Source organism: Variovorax paradoxus EPS (assembly GCF_000184745.1).
GTDB classification, from domain to species: domain Bacteria; phylum Pseudomonadota; class Gammaproteobacteria; order Burkholderiales; family Burkholderiaceae_C; genus Variovorax; species Variovorax paradoxus_C.
The window spans coordinates 2,704,667-2,726,248 of the sequence record NC_014931.1 but is presented as its reverse complement, the minus strand read 5'-3'; the positions used below and the strand labels follow the sequence as shown (position 1 = coordinate 2,726,248).

The 21,582-nt window shown below is 67.0% G+C and carries 17 protein-coding genes and 1 other RNA gene; 6 read left to right on the top strand and 12 right to left on the bottom strand.

The features are described from left to right. Positions 1-21 precede the first annotated feature (21 nt). The 7 genes from VARPA_RS12580 to dnaX all read right to left on the bottom strand — a co-directional run bounded on the left by VARPA_RS12580 (position 22) and on the right by dnaX (position 6,172). Positions 22-855 carry an ABC transporter permease gene (locus tag VARPA_RS12580; protein WP_013540942.1) on the bottom strand — a complete coding sequence of 278 codons (834 nt, stop codon included), beginning with the start codon at positions 853-855 and terminating at the stop codon, positions 22-24. Further along, positions 852-1,667, bottom strand: a complete 816-nt coding sequence (locus VARPA_RS12575) for an ABC transporter ATP-binding protein (protein WP_013540941.1) — start codon at positions 1,665-1,667, stop codon at positions 852-854. Before VARPA_RS12575 ends, VARPA_RS12580 begins: the two co-directional genes overlap by 4 nt. A gap of 52 nt (positions 1,668-1,719) precedes the next feature. After that, positions 1,720-2,754 carry an ABC transporter substrate-binding protein gene (locus VARPA_RS12570; RefSeq protein WP_013540940.1) on the bottom strand — a complete coding sequence of 345 codons (1,035 nt, stop codon included), beginning with the start codon at positions 2,752-2,754 and terminating at the stop codon, positions 1,720-1,722. A gap of 147 nt (positions 2,755-2,901) precedes the next feature. Then, positions 2,902-3,294, bottom strand: a complete 393-nt coding sequence (locus VARPA_RS12565) for an MAPEG family protein (protein ID WP_013540939.1) — start codon at positions 3,292-3,294, stop codon at positions 2,902-2,904. Positions 3,295-3,298: 4 nt separating this feature from the next. After that, positions 3,299-3,889, bottom strand: coding sequence for a recombination mediator RecR (gene recR, locus VARPA_RS12560; RefSeq protein WP_013540938.1), 591 nt, complete (start codon positions 3,887-3,889; stop codon positions 3,299-3,301). 7 nt (positions 3,890-3,896) lie between these two features. Beyond that, positions 3,897-4,229 (bottom strand): YbaB/EbfC family nucleoid-associated protein, encoded by a 333-nt coding sequence (locus VARPA_RS12555; RefSeq protein WP_007836669.1) that lies wholly within the window; start codon positions 4,227-4,229, stop codon positions 3,897-3,899. Between the two features lie 65 nt (positions 4,230-4,294). Then, positions 4,295-6,172 carry a DNA polymerase III subunit gamma/tau gene (gene dnaX / locus VARPA_RS12550; protein ID WP_013540937.1) on the bottom strand — a complete coding sequence of 626 codons (1,878 nt, stop codon included), beginning with the start codon at positions 6,170-6,172 and terminating at the stop codon, positions 4,295-4,297. A 120-nt stretch (positions 6,173-6,292) separates the two neighbouring features. Between dnaX and ffs the strand changes: the two genes are divergently transcribed. Beyond that, positions 6,293-6,389: signal recognition particle sRNA small type (ffs, locus tag VARPA_RS30575), an RNA gene on the top strand. An 83-nt stretch (positions 6,390-6,472) separates the two neighbouring features. Here ffs and VARPA_RS12545 read toward each other — a convergent pair. From VARPA_RS12545 to VARPA_RS12535, 3 genes are read right to left on the bottom strand one after another with little or no spacing between them, the layout of a single operon-like run. Further along, the gene (locus VARPA_RS12545; protein ID WP_013540936.1) at positions 6,473-7,711 is read right to left on the bottom strand and encodes a TIGR03862 family flavoprotein; all 1,239 of its coding nucleotides are present in this window, start codon (positions 7,709-7,711) and stop codon (positions 6,473-6,475) included. Then, positions 7,708-10,968 (bottom strand): UvrD-helicase domain-containing protein, encoded by a 3,261-nt coding sequence (locus tag VARPA_RS12540; protein WP_013540935.1) that lies wholly within the window; start codon positions 10,966-10,968, stop codon positions 7,708-7,710. The genes VARPA_RS12545 and VARPA_RS12540 overlap by 4 nt, the downstream gene beginning before the upstream one ends. After that, positions 10,965-13,520 (bottom strand): PD-(D/E)XK nuclease family protein, encoded by a 2,556-nt coding sequence (locus VARPA_RS12535; protein WP_013540934.1) that lies wholly within the window; start codon positions 13,518-13,520, stop codon positions 10,965-10,967. Before VARPA_RS12535 ends, VARPA_RS12540 begins: the two co-directional genes overlap by 4 nt. A 157-nt stretch (positions 13,521-13,677) precedes the next feature. Here VARPA_RS12535 and trxA point away from each other — a divergent pair, with 157 nt between their 5' ends. Both trxA and rho read left to right on the top strand, forming a co-directional pair. Further along, positions 13,678-14,010: a thioredoxin TrxA gene (trxA, locus tag VARPA_RS12530; RefSeq protein WP_013540933.1), complete on the top strand. Its 333-nt coding sequence runs from the start codon at positions 13,678-13,680 to the stop codon at positions 14,008-14,010. A 183-nt stretch (positions 14,011-14,193) separates the two neighbouring features. Beyond that, entirely contained in the window at positions 14,194-15,459 is a 1,266-nt protein-coding gene (gene rho / locus VARPA_RS12525) for a transcription termination factor Rho (RefSeq protein ID WP_013540932.1), read from the top strand. A 57-nt stretch (positions 15,460-15,516) separates the two neighbouring features. Here the strand turns inward: rho and VARPA_RS12520 are convergent, their stop codons facing one another. Further along, complete coding sequence (locus VARPA_RS12520) at positions 15,517-16,584, bottom strand: oxidoreductase (protein WP_013540931.1); 1,068 nt, start codon at positions 16,582-16,584, stop codon at positions 15,517-15,519. A gap of 190 nt (positions 16,585-16,774) precedes the next feature. On the opposite strand from VARPA_RS12520, the gene VARPA_RS12515 reads away from it, so the two are divergent. The 3 genes from VARPA_RS12515 to VARPA_RS12505 all read left to right on the top strand — a co-directional run bounded on the left by VARPA_RS12515 (position 16,775) and on the right by VARPA_RS12505 (position 20,212). Next, positions 16,775-17,044 carry a type B 50S ribosomal protein L31 gene (locus VARPA_RS12515; RefSeq protein WP_007836661.1) on the top strand — a complete coding sequence of 90 codons (270 nt, stop codon included), beginning with the start codon at positions 16,775-16,777 and terminating at the stop codon, positions 17,042-17,044. A 93-nt stretch (positions 17,045-17,137) separates the two neighbouring features. Next, positions 17,138-18,865: a hypothetical protein gene (locus VARPA_RS12510; protein ID WP_013540930.1), complete on the top strand. Its 1,728-nt coding sequence runs from the start codon at positions 17,138-17,140 to the stop codon at positions 18,863-18,865. A gap of 3 nt (positions 18,866-18,868) precedes the next feature. After that, a complete protein-coding gene (locus VARPA_RS12505) occupies positions 18,869-20,212 on the top strand; it encodes an MATE family efflux transporter (RefSeq protein WP_013540929.1) in 1,344 nt (447 codons plus the stop codon). A 25-nt stretch (positions 20,213-20,237) separates the two neighbouring features. Here the strand turns inward: VARPA_RS12505 and phoR are convergent, their stop codons facing one another. Beyond that, positions 20,238-21,575, bottom strand: a complete 1,338-nt coding sequence (gene phoR / locus VARPA_RS12500; RefSeq protein ID WP_013540928.1) for a phosphate regulon sensor histidine kinase PhoR — start codon at positions 21,573-21,575, stop codon at positions 20,238-20,240. Positions 21,576-21,582 lie beyond the last annotated feature (7 nt).

Sequence of the window (21,582 nt, the reverse complement as noted above, 5' to 3'; positions counted from 1 at the left end):
GCGGCTGTGCGGCCGCGCGCTTCAGAGCTTCTCGGTCTCGCCGCTGCGCGGCTGCCATTTCATGAGGCGCTTCTCGATCAGGCCCACGAGGCCGTCGAGCGCCAGTGCAAAAGCGGTGAGCACCACGATGCCGGCAAAGACGGTGTTGACGTCGAAGGTGCCCTCGGCCTGAAGAATCAGATACCCCACGCCGCGCGCCGAGCCCAGGTACTCCCCCACCACCGCGCCTACGAAGGCCAGGCCCACCGAGGTGTGCAGGCTGGAGAACACCCAGCTCGTCGCGCTCGGCAGGTACACGGTGCGCAGCAATTGCCGCTGGTTGGCGCCCAGCATCTTCGCGTTGGCCAGCACCACGGGGCTCACCTCGCGCACGCCCTGGTAGACGTTGAAGAACACGATGAAGAACACCAGCGTGACCGCCAGCGCCACCTTGCTCCAGATGCCGAGGCCGAACCACAGCGCGAAGATCGGCGCGAGGATCACGCGCGGCATCGAATTGGCGGCCTTGATGTAGGGGTCGAGGATCAGGCTCGCGGTGGGCGCGAGTGCGAGCCAGAGCCCGCACGCGAGGCCCATCACGGTGCCGATGCCGAAGGCCAGCACCGTCTCCAGCAGCGTGGTGCCCAGGTGCCGGTAGATGTCTGCGTTGCCCTTCAGGCCTTCAGGAAACAGCAGGTTCGGCGGCACCTCGAACGGCAGGAACCAGCTCCAGATGCGGCCCGCCACCTGGATCGGCTCGCCGACGAAGAAGGCGAACTGCTGGTTGCGCGACGCCACATGCCAGCCCACCAGGATGAGCACGAGCAGCACCAGTTGCCAGAAGCGCGCATTGCGTTCGTTCAGGCGCGGGATCATGCGGCTTTCCTCAGTTGCTGCGCGTAGCCCTTGAGCACCTCGTCGCGCAGCACCTCCCAGATCTGCGTGTGCAGTTCGACGAAGCGCGGCTGCGTGCGCACCTCGGCCACATCGCGCGGGCGGGCCAGGTCGATGTCGAACTCGCCGATGGGATGCGTGGCCGGACCAGCCGACAGCACCACCACGCGGTCGCTCATCGCGATGGCTTCATCGAGATCGTGCGTGATGAAGAGCACCGCCTTCTTCTTCGCGCTCCAGATCTCGAGCACCTCGTTTTCCATCAGCTGCCGCGTCTGGATGTCGAGCGCGCTGAAGGGCTCGTCCATGAGGATGATGTCGGGGTCGAGCACCAGCGTCTGCGCCAGCGCCACGCGCTTGCGCATGCCGCCGGAAAGCTGGTGCGGATAGCGGTCGCCGAAGCCCGAGAGCCCCACGCGCGAGAGCCAGGCCTCGGCCTGCTCACGCGCATCGGCATCGGACACGCCGCGGTACTGCAGCCCCACCATCACGTTGGCAACAGCGCTGCGCCACGGCATCAGCGCCTCGGTCTGGAACATGTAGCCCGCGCGTGCATTGACGCCCGAAAGCGTCTCGCCGAAGACCTTGACCGTGCCCGACGATGGTTCGAGCAGCCCCGCGCCCACGTTCAGCAGCGTCGACTTGCCGCATCCCGTGGGTCCGACCACCGAGACGAACTCGCCGGCCTTGATGCGCAGCGTGGTGTCGGCGACGGCGGTGTAGCGCTGGCCGGGGTCGTCCTTCGAGTGGAAGGTGCAGCTGATGGAGAGGAGTTCGAGTGCGTAATCGGACATGTCTGCAGGATTAAAAAACCCGGCCAAGGCCGGGTCGCGGGGACGTTCGGAGTCAGGCTTTGAACCTGTCTTTCGCGCGCCTAGCAAAATCGTTGGTGTAGGTCTTGAGGAGGTCGATCTTCTCGGCCTTCACCGCAGTGTCGAAGCTCGCGATGGCCGTGAGGGCCGTCTTCGGTCCATCGGCCGGCACGAGGCCATCGGTGGCGATCGATTCGCGCACCTTGTCGAAAGACGCGAGGTACAGCGCCCGGTCGCCGAGCAAATAGGTCTCGGGCACCGTCTTGATGATGTCGCCCGGCCCCGCCGTCTGCAGCCACTTCAGGCCGTGCACGATGGCATTGGCCAGCGCCTGGCAGGTGTTGGGGTTCTTCTGGATGAAATCGATCGGCGCGTAGAGGCAGGCCGCGGGCATCGGCCCGCCGAACACCTGCTGCGTGCCCTTGAGCGTGCGCGTGTCGCTGATGATCTTCACGTCGCCCTTCTGCTCGAGCATCGTCATCACCGGGTCGGTGTTGCTGATGGCGTCGATCTGGCCCGAGCGCAGCGCGGTGAGCGCGCCGGCCGCGACGCCCACGCCGATGTAGCTCACATCGCTCGCCTTGAGGCCGCCGCGCGAGAGCACGAGATTGGCCACCATGTTGGTCGACGAGCCCGGCGCCGAGACACCGATCTTCTTCCCCTTCAAGTCCTGGATGCCGGTGTAGCCCGCCATGTTCTTGGTCGACACGCCCACCGCGATCTGCGGTGCGCGGCCCTGCAGCACGAAGGCCTGGAAGAACTGGTTCTTGGCCTGCAGGTTGATGGTGTGTTCGTAGGCGCCCGAGCAGACGTCGGCCGAGCCGCCCACCACCGCCTGCAGCGCACGCGCGCCACCGGCGAAATCGGAAATCTCCACCTCGAGCCCTTCGGCCTTGAAGTAGCCGAGCTGCTCTGAGATGGTGAGAGGCAGGTAGTAGAACGCGGCCTTGCCGCCGACCGCGATGGAGACCTTGGTCTTTTCCAGCTTGGCTTGCGCAAAAACCCGCGGCAGCGCAATCGCTGCGGCGGCGACTGCGGAGGCGGAAATGAGGGTTCTGCGATGCAGCATGAAGCGGTCCTGCGGGCTCATTGATTCTTGTGAAGTGAATCGAGCTTAGGGGTGCGCGCCCGTTGCCTGCATCGGGGTCATCCCGTGCGGGTTTCCACGTAAGCATGAAGGCCTCCACGGGCTCTCTGCCGAATGGCCTGCGGTGGCCTATTTCGCGAGGAAAAGAATCGCGACGTTGACCAGGAACGCGAGCGCCCAGACCGCGCTGCGCACGCCGCCGATGCCCTTGATGTAGATCGCAAGATAGATCACGCGCAAGACGACATAGGCCACGGCCAGCATGTCCAGCCGCGCCTGGTTGGCGCCGAGCTGGTGCGCAATGATCACCGCGCCGATGAAGAACGGCAGCCCTTCGAAGGTGTTGGCCTGCGCGCTGTTGGCGCGTGCACGCCAGCCGCTTTGCTTCGCGGCCCATTCGCGCGGATGCACGTTGTCGCGCGGGCCGAAGGCGCCGGCCTTCGCGATCCATGCCGCGAGGTACGGCAGGCCGCAGGCGCAGAACACGCACCAGTAGGCGATGGTGAGCAGGGAAAGGGTCATGGCGTTATCGACGGTCGACCAATGCGTGCGCGATGGTGCCGAGGTCCACGTACTCGAGCTCGCTGCCGGCCGGCACGCCGCGCGCAAGACGCGTCACGGTGAGGCCGCGCTGCTTGAGCGCTTCCCCGATCACATGCGCGGTCGCCTCGCCCTCGGCGGTGAAGTTGGTGGCGAGGATGACTTCGCTCACCGTGCCGTCGAGCGCGCGGTCGAACAACTTCTGCAGGCCGATGTCCTTAGGCCCGATGCCGTCGAGCGGACTGAGCTTGCCCATCAGCACGAAGTAATAGCCGCGGAAGGCGCCGGTGCGCTCCAGCGCCGCCTGGTCGGCGGGCGTCTCGACCACGCAGAGCTTGGTCCCATCGCGGCGCGAGTCCATGCATACGCTGCAGATCGGTGCTTCCGTGAAGGTGTTGCAGAGTTCGCAGTGCCGCACGTTGCCCGCTGCCTGCTGCAGTGCGCGCGACAGCAGCTGGGCGCCGTCGCGGTCGTGCTGCAGCAAATGAAACGCCATGCGCGAAGCCGACTTCACGCCGACGCCGGGCAGGCGGCGCAGCGCATCGACCAAGGCGTCGAGCGAACTGGCGTCGGCCATCAATCGCTCAGAACGGCAGCTTCATGCCAGGCGGGAGGCCCGGCATGCCTGCGGTGAGCTTGCCCATCTTCTGCTCGCTGGTTTCCTCGGCCTTGCGCACTGCTGCGTTGAAGGCGGCGGCCACCAGGTCTTCGAGCATGTCCTTGTCGTCGGCCAAGAGGCTCGGGTCGATGGTGATGCGCTTGACGTCGTGCTTGCAGGTCATGACGACCTTCACGAGACCGGCGCCCGATTCGCCTTCGACCTCGATGTGCGCCAGTTCTTCCTGGGCCTTCTTGAGGTTGTCCTGCATTGCCTGCGCCTGCTTCATGAGGCCGGCCAGTTGTCCTTTGTTGAACATCGTTGGTCCTGTGTGTGTGGTGAAGAAAGGGGTGAAGGATAAGAGACGTGACTGCCCTGCCCGACTCAGACGGGCCGCAGCGTTCCTGGGACGATCTTCGCATCGAAGTCGCGCATCAGCATCTGCACCTCGGGGTCGCTGTGGATGGCCTCCTCGGCCACCCGCTGGCGTTCCTCGGCCGCATGCCGGTTGCGGCGCGCGGGGCTGTCGACCACGCCGCCGATCTCGATGGCGAGCTTCATGTCGTGGCCGAGCGCGTTGAGCGCGGCGGTCAGCTTCTCGCGGCTGGACGGCTGGTTGAGCGTTTCGCGCTCGATGCGCAGGATCCACTGGTCGGTGTCGCGACCCACGAGCTGCGATTGCAATGCGAGTTCGCGCGCGAGGGCCGTGATGCTTTCGGCCGCGACCAGTTGGGTGACGGTGGCGTACCAGAAGTCGCCGTCCTCGCTGGGCGGGATCGGCGCAGCCGGGCCGCGTTGCTCGTCGGTGCGCGGCGCATCGCGCTGGCCGGGAGGGGGCTGCACGCGGATCGGCATGCCGACGACCTTGGCGGGGGCGTCCATGGAGGAAGGCCTGTGATCCGAGGACCGCATGGGTTCGTCGACGACGGCCAGACGATGACCGGCGGGAACCGATGCCGGCGCATTCGATGCTGCAGCGGGAGCCGGCACAGGCGGCGTGGGCGCCGTCGGAGGCGGTGTTTCGGCCGCGGGCCTGACCACGGGTGTGGGGGCAGGCGAAGGCGCAGCGACCGGGGCCGGCGCCCTTTGCGCCGCGCCCTGCGCTTCATTCAGAGTTTTTTTTTCCGGGGTAGCCGTCGAAGCGGCCGCGTTGGAAGGTTTGAAGGCCAGCAGCCGCAGCAGCACCATGGTGAGCGCGGCGTATTCGTCGGGTGCCAGGCCCAGCTCGCCGCGGCCGTGCAGGCAGAGGCTGTAGAGCAGTTGCGTTTCGTCGGCCGGCATCAGCGACGCGAGGCGGGCGGTGTCGGCGGCGTCCGGGTCGGTGGCCGAATCGGCGGACTCCGCGCGCGAAGGCACCGCCTGCAGCACGGCCATGGCCTGCAGCACCGACGTCATTTCTTCGAGCGTGGAAGCGGCGGACATGCCGTCGCGGCGCAGCGCCTCGGAGGTGTCGACCACCGTCTTGCCATCGCCCTCTGCGAGCGCCTCGATCAGCTTGAACACATGGCCGCGGTCCACGCTGCCGAGCATCTGGCGCACGCCGGTCTCGATCAGCTCGCCGTTGCCGAAAGCAATGGCTTGGTCGGTGAGCGAGAGCGCATCGCGCATCGAGCCGCGTGCTGCGCGCGCCAGGAGCCGCAACGCCTGCGGCTCGGCCGGCACCTGCTCGGTCTGCAGCACGCTCGTGAGGTGTTCGAGGATCGTCTCGGGCGCCATCGGCCGCAGATTGAACTGCAGGCAGCGCGAGAGCACCGTGACCGGCACCTTCTGCGGATCGGTGGTCGCGAGCACGAACTTGAGGTATTCGGGCGGCTCTTCGAGCGTCTTCAACATCGCGTTGAACGCGGTGTTGGTGAGCATGTGCACTTCGTCGATCATGAAGACCTTGAAGCGCCCTTGCACCGGCTTGTAGACGGCTTGCTCGAGCAGAGACTGCACTTCGTCGACGCCGCGATTGGAGGCCGCATCGAGCTCGGTGTAGTCGACGAAGCGGCCCGAATCGATGTCCCGGCAGGCCTGGCACACGCCGCACGGCGTGGCGGTGATGCCGCCCTGCCCGTCCGGCCCCTGGCAGTTGAGCGACTTGGCCAGGATGCGCGAGACCGTGGTCTTGCCCACGCCCCGCGTGCCGGTGAAAAGATAGGCGTGATGCAGGCGCTGCGTGGTCAGTGCGTTCTCGAGCGCTTGCACCACATGCCCCTGGCCGACCATCTCACCGAAGGTTTTCGGACGGAACTTGCGAGCGAGCACGAGATAAGACATTGCGGGCATTCTAAAAGGCGCGGGGAGGCGACTTCACGCTTGTTTCCCGACCGGTGCGCTCGAAATTTTCATTCACGCCTCGTCGAAGGGGGCAAATCCCACGAGGTTAGAATCCAGCCTGACGGGCCTCCCTGCATGGTGAAGTGGCCAACCGGGTCAGGTGGGGAACCAAGCAGCCCTAACTGCGTAGTCAGTGCCAGGGGTAAGGCTCGTCAACTTCTTCAGCCGCTCGTTTCACTCCATGCGAAGTGAAACGCAGCTTGCAAATATCTCAGCGAAAAATCCTCGGGCGCGAGGCCTTCACAGGCCCAGCCTCTGGATTGCACCGCGCGCTGCGGCCGCACCACTGGCCATCGATGCGGTCAGCAGATAGCCGCCGGTCGGTGCTTCCCAATCGAGCATCTCTCCCGCCACGAACACGCCCGGCAAGGGCTTCGCCATGAGCTGCGCGTCGAGCGCATCGAAACGTACGCCGCCCGCTGTGCTGATCGCTTCATCGATCGGCCGGGTCGCGATGAGCTTCAGCGGTACGGCCTTGATCGTCGCGGCGAGTTGCGCCGGGTCCTGCATCGCCTCGCGGCTCAGCACCTCGTGCAGCACACCGGCCTTGATGCCTTCAAGCCCAAGCCGACTCTTGAGGTGGCTGCTCAGCGACCGGGCGCCGCGCGGATGCTTCACCGCCGCCAGCACCTGCTCGGCGCTGCGGTCAGGCAACAGATCCAGCAACAGCGTGGCGCTGCCATGCGCGGCGATCTCGTCGCGCAGCAAAGCAGAGGCCGCATAGATCAGGCTCCCCTCAATGCCTGTGGCAGTCGCGACGAACTCACCTTTGCGCGCGAAGCTGCGACCCTGGCTGTCGGCAAATGAAATCGCCACCGACTTGAAAGGCTGCCCCGCAAAGCGGCTGGAAAAATGCTCGCTCCACCCTGCCCCGTCGAAGCCGCAATTGGCAGGCAGCAGCGGTGCGACATCGATGCCGCGCCCTTGCAGCCACGGCGCCCACGCACCGTCGGACCCCAGCCGCGCCCAGCTCGCACCGCCGAGCGCCAACACTACGGCATCTGCCTTCACCGAGATCTCGCCAGCCGGCGTGGCGAACCGCAGCGCGGCCGCATCGAACGCCGCATCGCCAAGCCAGCGATGTCGCATATGAAACTGCACACCCGCTGCGCGCAACCGATGCAGCCACGCGCGCAGCAGCGGCGCAGCCTTCATGTCCGTCGGAAACACGCGCCCTGATGTGCCGACGAAAGTCTCGATGCCGAGACCGGTCGCCCATTCGCGCACTTGCTGCGGGCCGAACTGCGCGAGCATCGGCTCGAGCTGCGGGCGGCGCTCGCCGAACCTGCTCATGAACACATCGAAGGGTTCCGAATGCGTGAGGTTCAGTCCGCCGCGGCCGGCCAGCAGGAATTTGCGGCCTACCGAGGGCATCGCGTCGTAGACGTGCACTTGCGCGCCGGACGCGCCAAGAACTTCAGCCGCCATCAGGCCGGCAGGTCCGCCGCCGATCACGGCGACGGTTGGGGAAAGGGTCATTCGAGATTTACCAGTTCGCCCTGCCCGGTGAGGAACGCGACGCGGACCGTGGCACCAGGGTAGGCATGTTGCACCGCCGCGCGGTAGCGCTGCATCTGTGCGATCAACGTCGCGTCCCGTTCGGGGCGCGCTGCGGATTTGTAGTCGAGGATCCACCAGGCACCGGTCTCGCGCTCTCGCACCAGCCGGTCGATGCGCAGGGTCTCGCCTTCGTGGACCAGCGTGACTTCGTTGCCATGCCAATCGACCCTGCGATCGTCCCACACCCAGGCACCCGCCCCCGCGCGGATGCGTTCGGCCAGTGTCGCGGCGCCGCGCGCCTGTTGCGGATCGAGCATGAATTCGCGGGCCGCGGCGCGCACGTGGGCCGAGGGCAGCGTCTCGCCCGGCACCGCCCATTCGAGCAGCCGGTGCATGGCCTGGCCGAAGGCGGCGGCGCGCGCGTCGACCGTGGCGTCGGCCGCCTTCTTGGCGGAAGGCTGATCGACGGCGGCAGCCGCTGGAGGCATCTGCTTCATCGAGAAGCTGCGCACGCCGGTCTCGACTGGCAGCTCAACCAGCGGCTCATCGGCCTCGGTCGGCTCGCAGGCCGATTCGAGGCGGGCCCACCAGCTGCCCTCGTTGGCACGCGCCGGCTTCACCGACGACAGCACCAGCCGCTCACGCGCCCGCGTGGTCGCGACGTAGAGGCCGTTGAGCTCTTCGCGATGACGCGCGCGCTGTTCTTCTTCGAGCAGCGAAGCGGCGCAGGCCGGCGGCGTCTTCTCGCTCGCGAGGAAGACGAAGCGCGTCGGCGCGCTGTCGCTGCCCTTCCATTCGACCAGCACGCCCATGGTTTGCGCGCGCGGCGGGGCGGCGTCGCAGTCGAGCATCAGCACGGTGTCGGCTTCCAGGCCCTTGGCGCCGTGCACGGTCAGCAACTGCACCGCATCGGGCGCGGCGACGGACGGCGCGCGCACGCCGCCGGCACGCAGCGCGCGCACCAGTGCATAGGGCGTGGCGAAGCGCGCGCCTTCGATCTCGAGCGATGCGGACATCAGCCCGCGCAGGTTGGCCAGCGCGCTCTGGCGCATCGCGGCGGGCACGGCGGCGCCGAACTTCGCGAGCACGTCGCCGTCGTGAAAGATGGCGTCGATGGCATCGTGGGGCGGCAGGGTCACGAGCCAGCGCTGCCATTTCTTCAGGCTGACACCCGTCTCGACCAACACCGGCGGCAAACCCTCGCCTTTCTGGATCAACGCGAACCAGCTCGACGACGAATGCGCGCGCTGCCGCAACGCCAGTTGCACCAGCACCTCGTCGTCGATGTTGAAGAGCGGCGACTTCAACGCCCGCGCCAGCGAGAGATCGTGGGTGGGCGATACGAGCGCATCGATCAGCGCGACCATGTCCTGCACCTCGGGCGCATCGTGCAGCTCGTTCTTCTCGGGCTGCTGCACGGGAATGTGGCGCTGGCGCAGCGCATCCTGCATCGCGGACAGACGATTGCGCCGGCGCGCCAGCACCATGATCTGCCGCGGCGGTATGCCGTCGGCGATGCGCTGCGCTACCCAACGTGCGGCCTGCTCGCATTCCTTCTGCAGCAGTTGTTCTTCAGGCAGCACGCGCGGCGTGACGAGGCTATCGCGCCAGTGGAGCATGCCGTCATCTGCGGGTGCGGCTTCCGCCGCGTCGCCGAGCGCGTCGCGGTCGATGGCCGGCAGCTTGAGAAGCTCGCCCTCGTCGCCACGCTCGGTGGTGTGGGCGCGATAGCCATCGAACTCGCCCGCATCCTGTGCGGCCAGCATGGCCTGGTTGACGAGCCCGACCACTGCGCGTGCGTTGCGGTGCGTGTGGTCGCAGTTGAGCAGTTCGCCATCGAGCCCTTCGCGCACGAACTTCTTGGCGGCAATGAACACTTGCGGTTCGGCGCGGCGGAAGCGGTAGATGCTCTGCTTCGGGTCGCCCACGATGAACACGCGCGGCGCGCTGCTGCCCGCGCCCGTGTAGGAACTGAGCCAGCCGTAGAGTGCCTGCCACTGCAGCGGATTGGTGTCCTGGAACTCGTCGATCAAGAGGTGCGCGATGCGTGCGTCGAGCCGTTCCTGCACCCAGCCCGACAGCGCCGACTGGCCGAGCAGCAACTGCGCGGCTTGCTCGACGTCGTTCATGTCGACCCAGCCGTGGGCGCGCTTGACGTCCGCGAAAGCGGCGATGAGAAGGCGCGTGAGCCGTGTCATGCGCTGCTGGTAGAGCCATGCCGCGTGCTGGGCCTGCGCGGCGCACAGCACCTGGAGCTCGGCTTCTGCCTCTTGCGCGGCGGGGAATTTCTGCAGATTCTTGGTGAGCCGGTCTTCGCTGGCGACGAAGAAGTTCTTTCTCAGGTGCGCGAGCGCTGCGGAGAGCGATTCGACTGCGGGCTCGCCGACGCCGAACACGTCGATGATGGCCTCGGCCGCCTTCTGCGGCGTCTTGTTGGTCTCGCGGCCGAGTGCGGCGGCGCGGTCGAGCCAACGGCGGCGGACCGAGTCGCCGCGCAGGGCCTGGGTCGGCTCGTCCAGCCCTTCGAGCGCCGGGTACATGGCGCTGAAGTGCTGGACGGCGTTTTCAGCATCGGCCAGCGAGAACTCGACGCGCTTGGTCAACGCTTCGCCCAGCGCCTTTGCCGTCTGCGAGCGGCCGTGCGTCGCGACGACAGCGTAGTAGTCGGCGAGTGCAAGCTTGTCGGCCGTGACCGCTTCGAAGAACGGCCGCCAGGTGTGGCCGCGGGCCTCGGCATCGTCTTCGAGCAGTTCGTAGTTGGAAGGCAGGCCCAGTTCGCGTAGCACTGCGAGCGGCGCGTTGCGCAGCAGGCCTGCGAACCAGGCGTGAAAAGTGCGGAACTGCACCGGGCGTCCGCCTTCGAGCAGGCGCCTGTAGAGACCCTTCAGTCGCGGCACGGCAGCCAATGCGGCAGCAGGTTCGACGCCGCGCATCACGAGCTGCTTCACGAGTTCTTCGGGGCTTTCTTCTGCGAACTGCTCAAGCCATTGGTCGAGACGCTCGCGCATCTCGCCGGCCGCCTTCTTGGTGAAAGTGATCGCGAGGATTTCATGCGGCTCGCAGGCGGAGTCGCCCTCCTCGAGGAGCGCGCGCAGGATGCGCGACACGAGCATCCACGTCTTGCCCGCGCCCGCGCAGGCTTCAACGGCCACCGAGCGGCGCGGATCGCAGGCGACGGTGTAGAAGGCCTCGCGCGTGACGTGCCGGCCGTTGTGTTCGTAGGCTGCGCCGTTCACTTCGACACCTCCCAGAAGTCCTTGCGGCACAGGCCGCGCGCTGCGCAGTAGTCGCAAACAGCGCCCTCGCCCAACGGGGGCAGCGCCGCGCCCTCGGCGATGCGCGTGAAGTCGCTCATGATGCCGGCCACCAATGCGTCTCTCGCCTCGACCACCGCCGGTTGCTCGACGGTCTGCGTGCCCGAGGACTTCTCGCCCACATTGACGTAGGCCGCACGCAAGGTGTCGTCAGCCACCAGCGCTGCGTAGAAGGCGAGCTGCGTGTCCTCGGTCGGGTCCTTCACTCGCTCCTTGGTAACGCTCGCGGACTCGGTCTTGTAGTCGATCACGAAGGCCTGTCCATCGGACGTGCGGTCGACTCGATCGAGGCGACCGACCAGGCGCAGGCCGCCCAGCGGCTGCTCTTTCCAGGGTTCGGATTCGACAAACACCGCACCACCCACTTCATGCCCTGCGAGCCATACGAGATATCCGTCGCGCACCGCAGGCCATGCCGCGGCGAAAGGAAGGAACTCGGCGTCGGAAAGGCCGTATTCGCGCGTGGCGCGTTGCGCGGCTTCTTCGATAAATGCCACGCGCTCGTGCGCATCCTGCGTCGGGGTTTCGATCAGTGCCTCGTGGAAATGACCGAGCACGGCGTGCAGCCAGTTGCCGAAGTCGCGCTTGTCGACCTCCACGTCGAGCTCGTCGGCGCTCCGCAGCCCCAACTGCCGCAGCGCGAAGAAGCGATAGGGGCAGCGGCGCAGGTCTTCGTAGACGCTGGTCGAGATGTTCTGCAGCGGCAGCAGCGCGCCCGAGGGCGTGGGAACGGCAGTCGGTTGCACGGTGACGTCGCGCGCAGGACGCGGATCGACGGTGGGCTGCAGCACGTGGTCGAGCTGCAATGCCTGCACCAACGGGCTCGGTCGGACCGGCTCGCCGCTCGCGTCGGACTGGCGCCAGACCAGTTCGCACCAGGGGTTGTGCAGGGCCGCAGCCCAGGCCGAGCGCTGCGCGGCTTCGAGGGTCTCGCGCGAAGGCAGGCCCAGTTCGAGGCGCTGGGCGGCACTCCAGTTGCCGGGAGGCTCGGGCGATGCGGGCAGGCGGCGGTCGTCGCACCCAGGAATGACCACGGCACCGAATGCGCGGCCGAGCAGTTGATAGAGCGGCAGCACGATCACCCGGGGCGCTTGGTCGCCAGTGGGGGGCACGAAGCTCGCGTCTTCGAGCACGTCGCGCACCCATGCCGTGAATTCGGCGAGCGTGTGACGGCCGCCGGGAAATTCGTCGGCATCGCCGTGCGAATCGGCATCGAGCCACAACGCGGCGATGACTTTCCCGCCTGCCATGTCGTCGGCCAGAGGCGTCCATTGCCCGCTGCCTTCGAGCAGTTCGCGCAATGCGCGCAGCCATTCGGCCACGGGTCTGGACTTCATCATCGATGCGCGGCGCGCCTCGATGGCTTCGGTGTAGGGCAGCAACGCCACGTCGTTCGGCTTCTCGCTGCGGGCCACGAGGCTGCACCAGGCCGACCAGTCGCGCAGGCCTTCGCGTCGCAGGCGCACTTCGAGCGCCTGCACTGCCAGTGCGTCGCCGTCGGCACCGCTCTTGAGCCATTCCAGAACTTGATCGCTCGCCGCGTCGTGGGCACAGGCGCGCAGCGCGCTCATCAACGTGGCGGCAGCGCGGGTGGTCGAGAGCTTCCAGCCGGTTTCGTCGTGCGTGACGATGCCCTGCGCCTTGAGCTGGGCGCTGATGCGGCGCGTGAGCGCGCGGTCGGTGGCGATCAGCGCGACCGGCGCGCGGCCCTCGGCGAGGTGACGCAGCACGCAGGCGGCGGCGAGCTCGGCCTCATCCTCGGGGTCTGCCGCCACATGGGAAGCTGCGGGAGCCACGGAAGTGTTCGCGGGCACGAGCGAGAGATGCAGCGCGTGATCGCCCCACAGGGTGCACAGCGTCTGGGTGAGCGGATCGGTCTGGAAGCCTTCGAGCACGATCAATGCATCGACCTGGTTGCGCGTGCTCTCGCGCAGCAGCACGTCCGTTGCGTAGCCCGAGGTTGCGGCCCAGGCGACGGCGATGCGGATCAGCGCGCTTTCGATGCGGAACCATTCCGACTCGCTGCCCGCCTCGGCCACCTGCGCGGCACGCTGGGCCCATTCGCCGACACGCGCGTCCGGCAGCGATGCCGATGCGAGGGGCGCGAGCTGGTAGGCCAGTTCGACGACGCGGCCTGCCAATGCGAAACGCTCGTTGTTGAACCCGGACTGCGACAGCAGCGCCTGGGCCGTGATGAGGTCACGCGCCATGTCGAACGCGATGTCGTAGCCCGTCGGCAGGAAGCCGCCCGCGCTGCGCGCCCAGTTGTGCGTGGTCTCAAAGCGCGGCACGAAGCCGGCGCTGCCGCAACGCGCCCACATGCTGCGCGCCACGCCCATCAATTGCGCATACGGCACCAGCACCACGGTGCGCGCCGCATGCAGCTCGCGCTCGGCGAGCGCGCGGACGATCCGCGCGACGACGCCGTCGGCGGGGTCGCACCACAAGGCGTGGACGGGGTGGCCTTCGTTCATGTTCTATCGAGGGGTTTGAGAGCGCGTTGTCGTGATCTGCAAGGGCTTTGGCTATCACTGCCATAGCGGCTGCGCATGGCACCCCGCCCCTTGGTTTCTGTCACAATGACCAGCACTTTAGCTGCACCGAAACTCTCTGCGCACAAGGACACATCACATGGCCAGCGACCTGATCAAACACATCTCCGATTCCTCCTTCGAAGCCGACGTGCTCAAGTCCAGCCAGCCGGTGCTGGTCGACTACTGGGCCGAATGGTGCGGCCCCTGCAAGATGATCGCCCCGATCCTTGACGAAGTGTCGGCCACCTACGAAGGCAAGCTGCAGATCGCCAAGCTGAACGTCGACGAGAACCGCGACATCCCCGCCAAGTTCGGCATCCGCGGCATCCCCACGCTCATGCTGTTCAAGGACGGCCAACTGGCCGCCACCAAGGTCGGCGCCATGAGCAAGGCGCAACTCACCGCCTTCATCGACCAGCAACTCGCATAAGCGACATTCGATCCGGCCAGCGCGCAATGCGCTTGGCCGGCGCGTTTTTCCTGTCATAATCTCCCACAGATCACCGGCCCTTCCAGGCAACCGGTTCGAGTTCCCCGGTTAGTGCAGCAGTTCTCGCTACACATTCAACCTCCCCCCGTTTTCCGTTTCGATTACCCCGCGAGGGGTCATTCCATGCACTTAAACGAACTCAAGGCACTCCACGTGTCTGAAGTCCTCAAGCAGGCCGAAGCCCTTGAGATTGAAAACGTCGGCCGCATGCGCAAGCAGGAGCTGATGTTCGCGATCATCAAGAAGCGCGCAAAGGCCGGCGAACAGGTCTTCGCCGACGGCGTGCTCGAAATCCTGCCCGACGGCTTCGGCTTCCTGCGCAGCCCCGACACCAGCTTCACCGCCAGCACCGACGACATCTACATCTCGCCGAGCCAGGTGCGCCGCTTCAACCTGCACACCGGCGACATGATCGAAGGTGAAGTGCGCACGCCCAAGGATGGCGAGCGCTACTTCGCGCTGACCAAGCTGGACAAGGTCAACGACGGCCCGCCCGAGCAGAACAAGCACAAGGTGATGTTCGAGAATCTCACGCCGCTGTTCCCCAAGGAGCAGATGAAGCTGGAACGCGATGGCGTCAAGGGCGAAGAGAACATCACGGGCCGCATCATCGACATCATCGCCCCCATCGGCAAAGGCCAGCGCGCCCTGCTCGTGGCGCCGCCCAAGAGCGGCAAGACGGTGATGATGCAGCACATCGCCCACGCGATCAGCGCCAACTACCCCGACGTGCACATGATGGTGCTGCTCGTGGACGAGCGCCCTGAAGAAGTGACCGAAATGCAGCGCACCGTGAAGGGCGAAGTCATTGCTTCGACCTTCGACGAGCCTGCCGCCCGCCACGTGCACGTCGCCGAAATGGTGATCGAGCGCGCCAAGCGCCTGGTCGAACTGAAGAAGGACGTGGTGATCCTGCTGGACTCGATCACGCGTCTGGCCCGCGCCTACAACAACGTCGTGCCCTCGTCGGGCAAGGTGCTGACCGGCGGTGTCGACTCCAACGCACTGCAGCGCCCCAAGCGCTTCCTGGGCGCCGCGCGCAATGTGGAAGAAGGCGGCTCGCTGACCATCATCGGCACCGCGCTGATCGACACCGGCAGTCGCATGGACGAAGTGATCTTCGAAGAGTTCAAGGGCACCGGCAACTCCGAAATCCACCTGGACCGCCGCCTGTACGAAAAGCGCGTGTTCCCTTCGATCCAACTCAACCGCAGCGGCACGCGCCGCGAAGAATTGCTGTTGGCCCCCGAGATCCTTCAGAAGACCCGCATTCTTCGTCAGCTCATGTACAACATGGACGAGATCGAGTCGATGGAGCTGATGCTGAAGAACATGAAGGCGACGAAGACCAATGTCGAGTTCTTCGACATGATGCGTCGCGGCGGCTGAGCACCATCCCGCTCCTCCGCAAAAGCGCGTTGACCCTCACCGGTCAATGCGCTTTTTTCATGGGCGTTCGATGCGGATGGCGCGGCCCTCGGCTGCGCTCTGGCGACCGATGTCGAGGAGTTCCATCAGCGCGACCGCCTGCTCCGGCGGGACCGGGTTCGGCCCCGTGCCAAGGATCGCGTCGCGGACCGCCGCGTAGTAGTCGACGTAGTTGCCTGCCAGCGTGGGCACGGCGCGAAAGCGAGGCGCCCCGTCGCTGCCGATCAGCGTGAGTTCGCCATCGAGCGGATCGGCGCCCCATCCTTCGGCTGGTGGTCGTTGCCCGGCGCGCAGCGCATCCTCTTGCGGATCAACACCGTGCTTCACGTAGCTGCCGCGCGTGCCATGCACGATGTAGCGCGGCGCCGCATGGGCGGCGAGCGTCGTGGCGTGCAGCACCACGCGCAAGGGGGCGTGAGGGCCGCTTTCGTAGCGCAGCACGGCGTGGAAATAGTCTTCGACCAGCGCACCATCGCGAAGGACGGCCGTGTCGAGTTGCAGCGTATCGGGCCGTCCGAACAACTGGACGGCTTGATCCACCAAATGCGAGCCCAGGTCCACCCACAGGCCTGAACCCGGCACCGGCTGCTCTCGCCAGCGCTCGCGAACCTCGGGCCGGAAGCGGTCGAAATGCGATTCCAGGTACACCGGCCGCCCCAACTCGCCGCCTGCGAGAAGATCCTTCAACGTCAGGTAATCGGCGTCGTAACGCCGGTTCTGATAGACCGCCAGGACGCGATTGTTGCGTCGAGCCAACAATTCGAGCTCTCTCGCCTCGGCCACATCGAGCGTGAAAGGCTTGTCCACCACCACGTGCTTGCCGGCCTCCAGCGCAGCCTTTGCAACCGGATTGTGCTGGGCATTGGGCGTGGCGACCACGATCAGGTCGATGTCCGCGCGGGCCACGAGCACCGCCACGTCCGGCACCACGGCCACGCCGGGCCAGTCCGCGTGGACCTTGTGCGGCTGCGAACTCGCCACGGCCACCAGTTCGAGCCCCGGAACGGCCGAAAGCACGGGTGCATGGAAGGTCTGGCCGGCGAAACCGTAGCCGACGAGGCCGGCGCGCAACGCTGTGGAAGTCATCTGTGGGCCGCTTTTCGCTCAAAACGGCCAGTATGCGATAATCGCTGGCTCCGCGAAAAGTGCAGCCGGGCGTCCTGCCCAGCGATCCCCTCACCCCGGGACAGCCGCCGACCAGTCCATTCGACAGTCGACGCGCTTGTGGCTCTCGCATCGACCGCGCATTGATTCCAACAGCGCAAAAGGAAACACCATGGCAAAAGAAGGCATCCACCCGAATTACCGCGAAATCCTGTTCGTCGACATGTCGAACGGTTTCAAGTTCGTGACCCGTTCGTGCGCGAACACCAAGGAAATGGGCAAGACCGACGACGGTCGCGAGCTCCCCCTGTTCAAGCTGGATACCACCAGCGAATCGCACCCGTTCTACACCGGCACGCAGAAGTCGGTCGACAACATGGGCGGTCGCGTCGAGAAGTTCCGCAACCGTTTCGGCAAGACCACCGGCGCTGCTTCGAAGTAAAGCACGCGCTTTGGCGTCGAGGGCAGCCCGGTTTACCGCGCTGCCCTTTTTCATTCCGAATCTCCTTTAGCCCTTCTCTCCGCTTCCCGCCCTTTGAACCAGCCCACTCCCGCGATCGTTGCCCAGAATGCCGTGCGCCGGCTGCCGCGCATCGCGCTGCTGCTGTTGTGCGCGGCCTACCTGCTGCCGGGCCTGGTCGGGCGCGGACCGTGGAAGAGTGCCGACATCACCGCCTTCGGCTACATGGCCGAACTGGCCCGGGGCACCGAAGGCATCGCGCGCTGGTTCGATCCGCTCTTGCTGGGCATGCAGCCCGAGACGCCCGCGCTGGTCCCCTACTGGATCGGCGCCATCGCGATCAAGCTTGCCCCCGCGTGGCTGAACCCCGACCTCGCCGTGCGATTCGTCTTCGCGCTGATGCTCTGGGGCACCTTCACCGCCACCTGGTACGCCGTCTACTACCTCGCCCGAACCGCACGCGCACAGCCCGTGGCGTTCGCCTTCGGCGGCGAGGCGCGTCCGACCGACTACGCGCGCGCCATCGCCGACGGCGGCCTGCTGGCGCTGATCGCCTGCCTGGGCCTCGCCCAACTCGGGCACGAAACCACGCCCGCCCTTGCCCAGCTGTACTTCGCCTCGCACCTGTTCTACGGCGTGGCCGCGCTGCCGTACCGCCGCGCAGGCCCGGTGATCGCTCTCGTGGTCGGCACGCTCGGCATGACGTTGAGCGGCGCCCCCACCGTTGGCCTCGCGCTCGCCGTCGGCAGCGCGCTCTACATCGCCTATGAGCGGCACCTCGTCGCAAAAGCCGGGGCGGACGTGAGCTCCGACGATGGCCCCGGCTACACCCGCGGCGCCCTCTTCACGATGATCGGCGTCACGCTGCTGGCGGCGGCGCTGGTGTTCGGCCTCGGCCTGTCGCAATGGAAGATCACGCTGGACGGCAACTCGATCAGCAGCGAAATCCGCAGCCAAGCCAAACTGCTGCTCTGGTTCACCTGGCCCGTCTGGCCGCTCGCCATCTGGACGCTCTGGCGCTGGCGCCGCCAGCTCACGGCGCGCCATGTCGCGCTGCCGTTCTGGTTCGCGCTCGTGCCGCTGGCCGCCACCTGGACCACCGACTACTCCGACCGCTCGCTGCTGCTGGCCCTGCCGGCCTTCGCCACGCTGGCGGCCTTCGCGCTGCCCACCTTCCGGCGCAGCGCCGCGGCGCTGATCGACTGGTTCAACGTGCTCTTCTTCAGTGGCCTCGCGGTGCTGGGCTGGCTCTACTGGATCGCCATGCTGACCGGCGTGCCGCGCAAGCCTGCAGCCAGCGTCGCACGGCTGGTGCCGGGCTTCGTGGGCGAGTTCTCGCCGATCGCATTCGTGCTCGCGCTGGCCGCGACCATCGCATGGTGTTGGCTGGTGCGCTGGCGCACCGGGCGCCACCGCGCCGCGCTCTGGAAGACGCTGGTGCTGCCCGCCGGCGGCACCGCGCTCTGCTGGATGCTGCTGATGACGCTCTGGCTGCCCCCCATCGACTACGCGCGCAGCTACCTGCCGCAGGTGCGTGCGGTGGCTGAGCGGGTCGGCCACCCGAGCTGCATCGCCGAACTGGCACTGAGCCGGCCGCACGCGGCAGCGTTGCGCCACCACGGCAACTTCAACCTGCAGCCCCTGCTGCTCGGCACCGACTGCCCCTGGCTGCTGGTGAGCCCCGAGACCATCGAGCGGCTGCATACCATCATTCCGCTCGAGAAGTGGCGCTTCAGCGGCACCCTGCGCCGTCCCAGCAGCGCCGCGGACGACCTGCTCCTTTACCAAAAGATCGTGCCCTGACCCGTGGTGGGCGAACGGAGTTTGATCGCACGCCACGCCGGCACGGTGCTGGTGGGCCAGCTGGCCGTGATGGCTTTCGGCGTGACCGACACCATCATCGCGGGCCGCTATTCGGAGCACGCGCTGGCGGCGCTCTCGGTCGGCGCTGCCATCTTCGTGAGCGTGTACGTCTCGCTGATGGGCGTGCTGCAGGCACTGCTGCCGGTGTGGGCCGAATTGCACGGCGCGGGCCGCGGCGGCGAGGTGGGCCGCTCGGTGCGGCAGTCGCTCTACCTGGCCGGCATCGCCATCGCGGTGGGCATGGTGGCGCTGCTGCTGCCCGGCGGCGCCCTGCGCTGGACCCAGGTGCCGGCGGAGATGCGCGGCGAGGTCGAGGCGTACCTCGCGGTGCTGGCCTTCGCGCTGGCGCCGTCTCTCCTCTTTCGCCTCTTCAGCACGCTGAACCAGAGCCTGGGCAAGCCACAGCTCGTGACTTGGCTGCAACTGGCGTCGCTGGTGGTGAAGCTGCCGCTGTCGATCTGGTTCACCTTCGGCGGCGCCGGCCTGCCCGCGATGGGCCTCGTCGGCTGCGCCTGGGCCACGCTGTGCGTGAACTGGGCCATGCTCGGCTGCGCGGTCTGGCTGCTGCGCAGCAGCGCCTTCTATCGCGGCTATGCGCTCTGGGAACGCATCGAGCCGCCCGATTGGCTGCAGATCCGCCAGTTCGCGCGCCTCGGCGTTCCCGGCGGATTGGCGGTGCTGGTGGAAGTGACCTCGTTCACGCTGATGGCGCTGTTCATCGCGCGCCTGGGCACCGCTGCGGCGGCTGCGCACCAGATCGCCTCGAACCTGCTCGCAGTGGCGTACATGATGCCGCTCTCGCTCGCCATCGCGACCAGCGCGCGCGTGAGCTTCTGGCTCGGCGCCGGCGATGCAGCGAAGGCCCGGCACGCCTGCCGCCTCGGCTTCGAGCTCGCCATGCTGTGCGCCCTCGTCTACGCCGGAGCGATGGTCGCCTTGCGCCACGAGCTTGCCAATGTGTATTCGGACAACCCGGAAGTGATCGCGCTGGCCGCCTTGCTGCTGCCGGTCGTCGCGGTCTACCACCTCGCCGATGCCCTGCAGACGCTGTGCGTGTTCGTGCTGCGCTGCTACCGCGTGACGCTGGCGCCGCTGGTCATCTACTGCGCGATGCTCTGGGGCCTGGGCCTCGGCGGCAGCTACTTGCTGGCCTACCGCGGCCTCGGGCCATGGCCGGCGATGCAATCGCCGCTCGCGTTCTGGATCATGAGCGCCGGCGCGTTGGTGCTCACGGGCCTGCTGTTCAGCGCGCTGCTGCGCTGGACGATGCAAAAGCGAGCCAGCTGAAGAACAAACAACGCCGGCGCCAAGCTCACTTCGCCAGCACGCGCGCCTCGCGCACCCGCGTGGCCGGAAACACCAGCGCAAACCGGCTCCCCTTGCCCACCGTGCTCTCGATGCGCAATTCGGCGCCATGCCGTTGTGCGATGTGCTTGACGATCGCGAGGCCGAGCCCCGTGCCGCCGGTCTCGCGCGAACGGCTGCGGTCGATGCGATAGAAGCGCTCGGTGAGCCGCGGAATGTGCTCGGCGGCAATGCCAGGGCCGGTGTCCTTCACCGCGTACTCGCCGCGCCCGTCGGGCAGCACCCGCCAGCTCACCGCCACTTCGCCGCCGCCGGGCGTGTAGCGGATCGCATTGCTCAGCAGGTTCGACATTGCGCTCTGCAATTCGGTGGGCGCGCCCGATATCTCGGACTCGGCATCGATGGTGAACGAGAGCCGATGGCCCAGCGGCGCAAGCCGGCCCGACAGGCCGCGTCCTTCGTCCTCGCACTGCGCGAGCAAGGCACGGATGCGGATCCACTGATTGCCCGAAGGCGATGCGCTGCCCTCCAGCCGCGACAGCGTCAAGAGGTCGTTCACCAGCGTTTCCATGCGGTGCGATTGTTGGCCCATCAACGAGAGATAACGCATGCGCTCGTCGGCATCGAGCGGCAGGTTCTGCAGCGTCTCGACAAAGCCCGCCAGCACCGTGAGCGGCGTGCGGATCTCGTGCGACACATTCGCCACGAAATCGCGCCGCATCGCCTCGGCCTGCTCCAGCGCCGTGATGTCGCGCGTGAGCAGCATGCGGCGGTTGCCTGCATAGGGATGCACCTGCACCGACAGCCGCACCGGATGGCTGCGCTGGTGCGTATGGCCCGGGCCGGAAGCGTCGATGACGACGTCGCGGCTGTAGTTCCACGACGCGAGGTAGGCCACGAAGGCCGGGTCGCGCACGAGATTGGCCAGGTGCTGCAACAGGTCGCGCTCGGCATCGATGCCGAACTGGCCTGCCGCCGTCTGGTTGCACCATTCGATGCGGCCCTGCTCGTCGAGCAGGATCACGCCGTTGGGTGATGCCTGGATGGCCGCCAGGAATTCCTGCAGCCGGTCTTCGGCCTGGCGGGTCTGCTGCTCGCGGTCGCGCAGCAGCTTGCGGATGCGCTCGGCCAGTTCGCCCCAGACGCCGGGTCCGCGGGTCGGCAAACCCGTGGCGTCGTTGCGCAGCACCTGCAGCAGCCGTTCGGCGCGCCAGGCATCGAGCGCGAGCCACAGCACCGCCCCCAGCCAGGCGCCCAGCCACCCGAACTTCCAGCCAAAAATGCCGACAGCGCCCGCTCCTATTACAAGGGACGCTATTAAAAAAGTAGCAATTCGGAAAGGCATGGCGGGC

Excerpts from the sequence above, each read along its gene's own strand:
- VARPA_RS12580 (WP_013540942.1), bottom strand. The coding sequence starts at position 855 with ATGATCCCGCGCCTGAACGAACGCAATGCGCGCTTCTGGCAACTGGTG.
- VARPA_RS12575 (WP_013540941.1), bottom strand. The coding sequence starts at position 1,667 with ATGTCCGATTACGCACTCGAACTCCTCTCCATCAGCTGCACCTTCCAC.
- VARPA_RS12570 (WP_013540940.1), bottom strand. The coding sequence starts at position 2,754 with ATGCTGCATCGCAGAACCCTCATTTCCGCCTCCGCAGTCGCCGCCGCA.
- VARPA_RS12565 (WP_013540939.1), bottom strand. The coding sequence starts at position 3,294 with ATGACCCTTTCCCTGCTCACCATCGCCTACTGGTGCGTGTTCTGCGCC.
- recR (WP_013540938.1), bottom strand. The coding sequence starts at position 3,889 with ATGGCCGACGCCAGTTCGCTCGACGCCTTGGTCGATGCGCTGCGCCGC.
- VARPA_RS12555 (WP_007836669.1), bottom strand. The coding sequence starts at position 4,229 with ATGTTCAACAAAGGACAACTGGCCGGCCTCATGAAGCAGGCGCAGGCA.
- dnaX (WP_013540937.1), bottom strand. The coding sequence starts at position 6,172 with ATGTCTTATCTCGTGCTCGCTCGCAAGTTCCGTCCGAAAACCTTCGGT.
- VARPA_RS12545 (WP_013540936.1), bottom strand. The coding sequence starts at position 7,711 with ATGACCCTTTCCCCAACCGTCGCCGTGATCGGCGGCGGACCTGCCGGC.
- VARPA_RS12535 (WP_013540934.1), bottom strand. The coding sequence starts at position 13,520 with ATGAACGAAGGCCACCCCGTCCACGCCTTGTGGTGCGACCCCGCCGAC.
- trxA (WP_013540933.1), top strand. The coding sequence starts at position 13,678 with ATGGCCAGCGACCTGATCAAACACATCTCCGATTCCTCCTTCGAAGCC.
- rho (WP_013540932.1), top strand. The coding sequence starts at position 14,194 with ATGCACTTAAACGAACTCAAGGCACTCCACGTGTCTGAAGTCCTCAAG.
- VARPA_RS12520 (WP_013540931.1), bottom strand. The coding sequence starts at position 16,584 with ATGACTTCCACAGCGTTGCGCGCCGGCCTCGTCGGCTACGGTTTCGCC.
- VARPA_RS12515 (WP_007836661.1), top strand. The coding sequence starts at position 16,775 with ATGGCAAAAGAAGGCATCCACCCGAATTACCGCGAAATCCTGTTCGTC.
- phoR (WP_013540928.1), bottom strand. The coding sequence starts at position 21,575 with ATGCCTTTCCGAATTGCTACTTTTTTAATAGCGTCCCTTGTAATAGGA.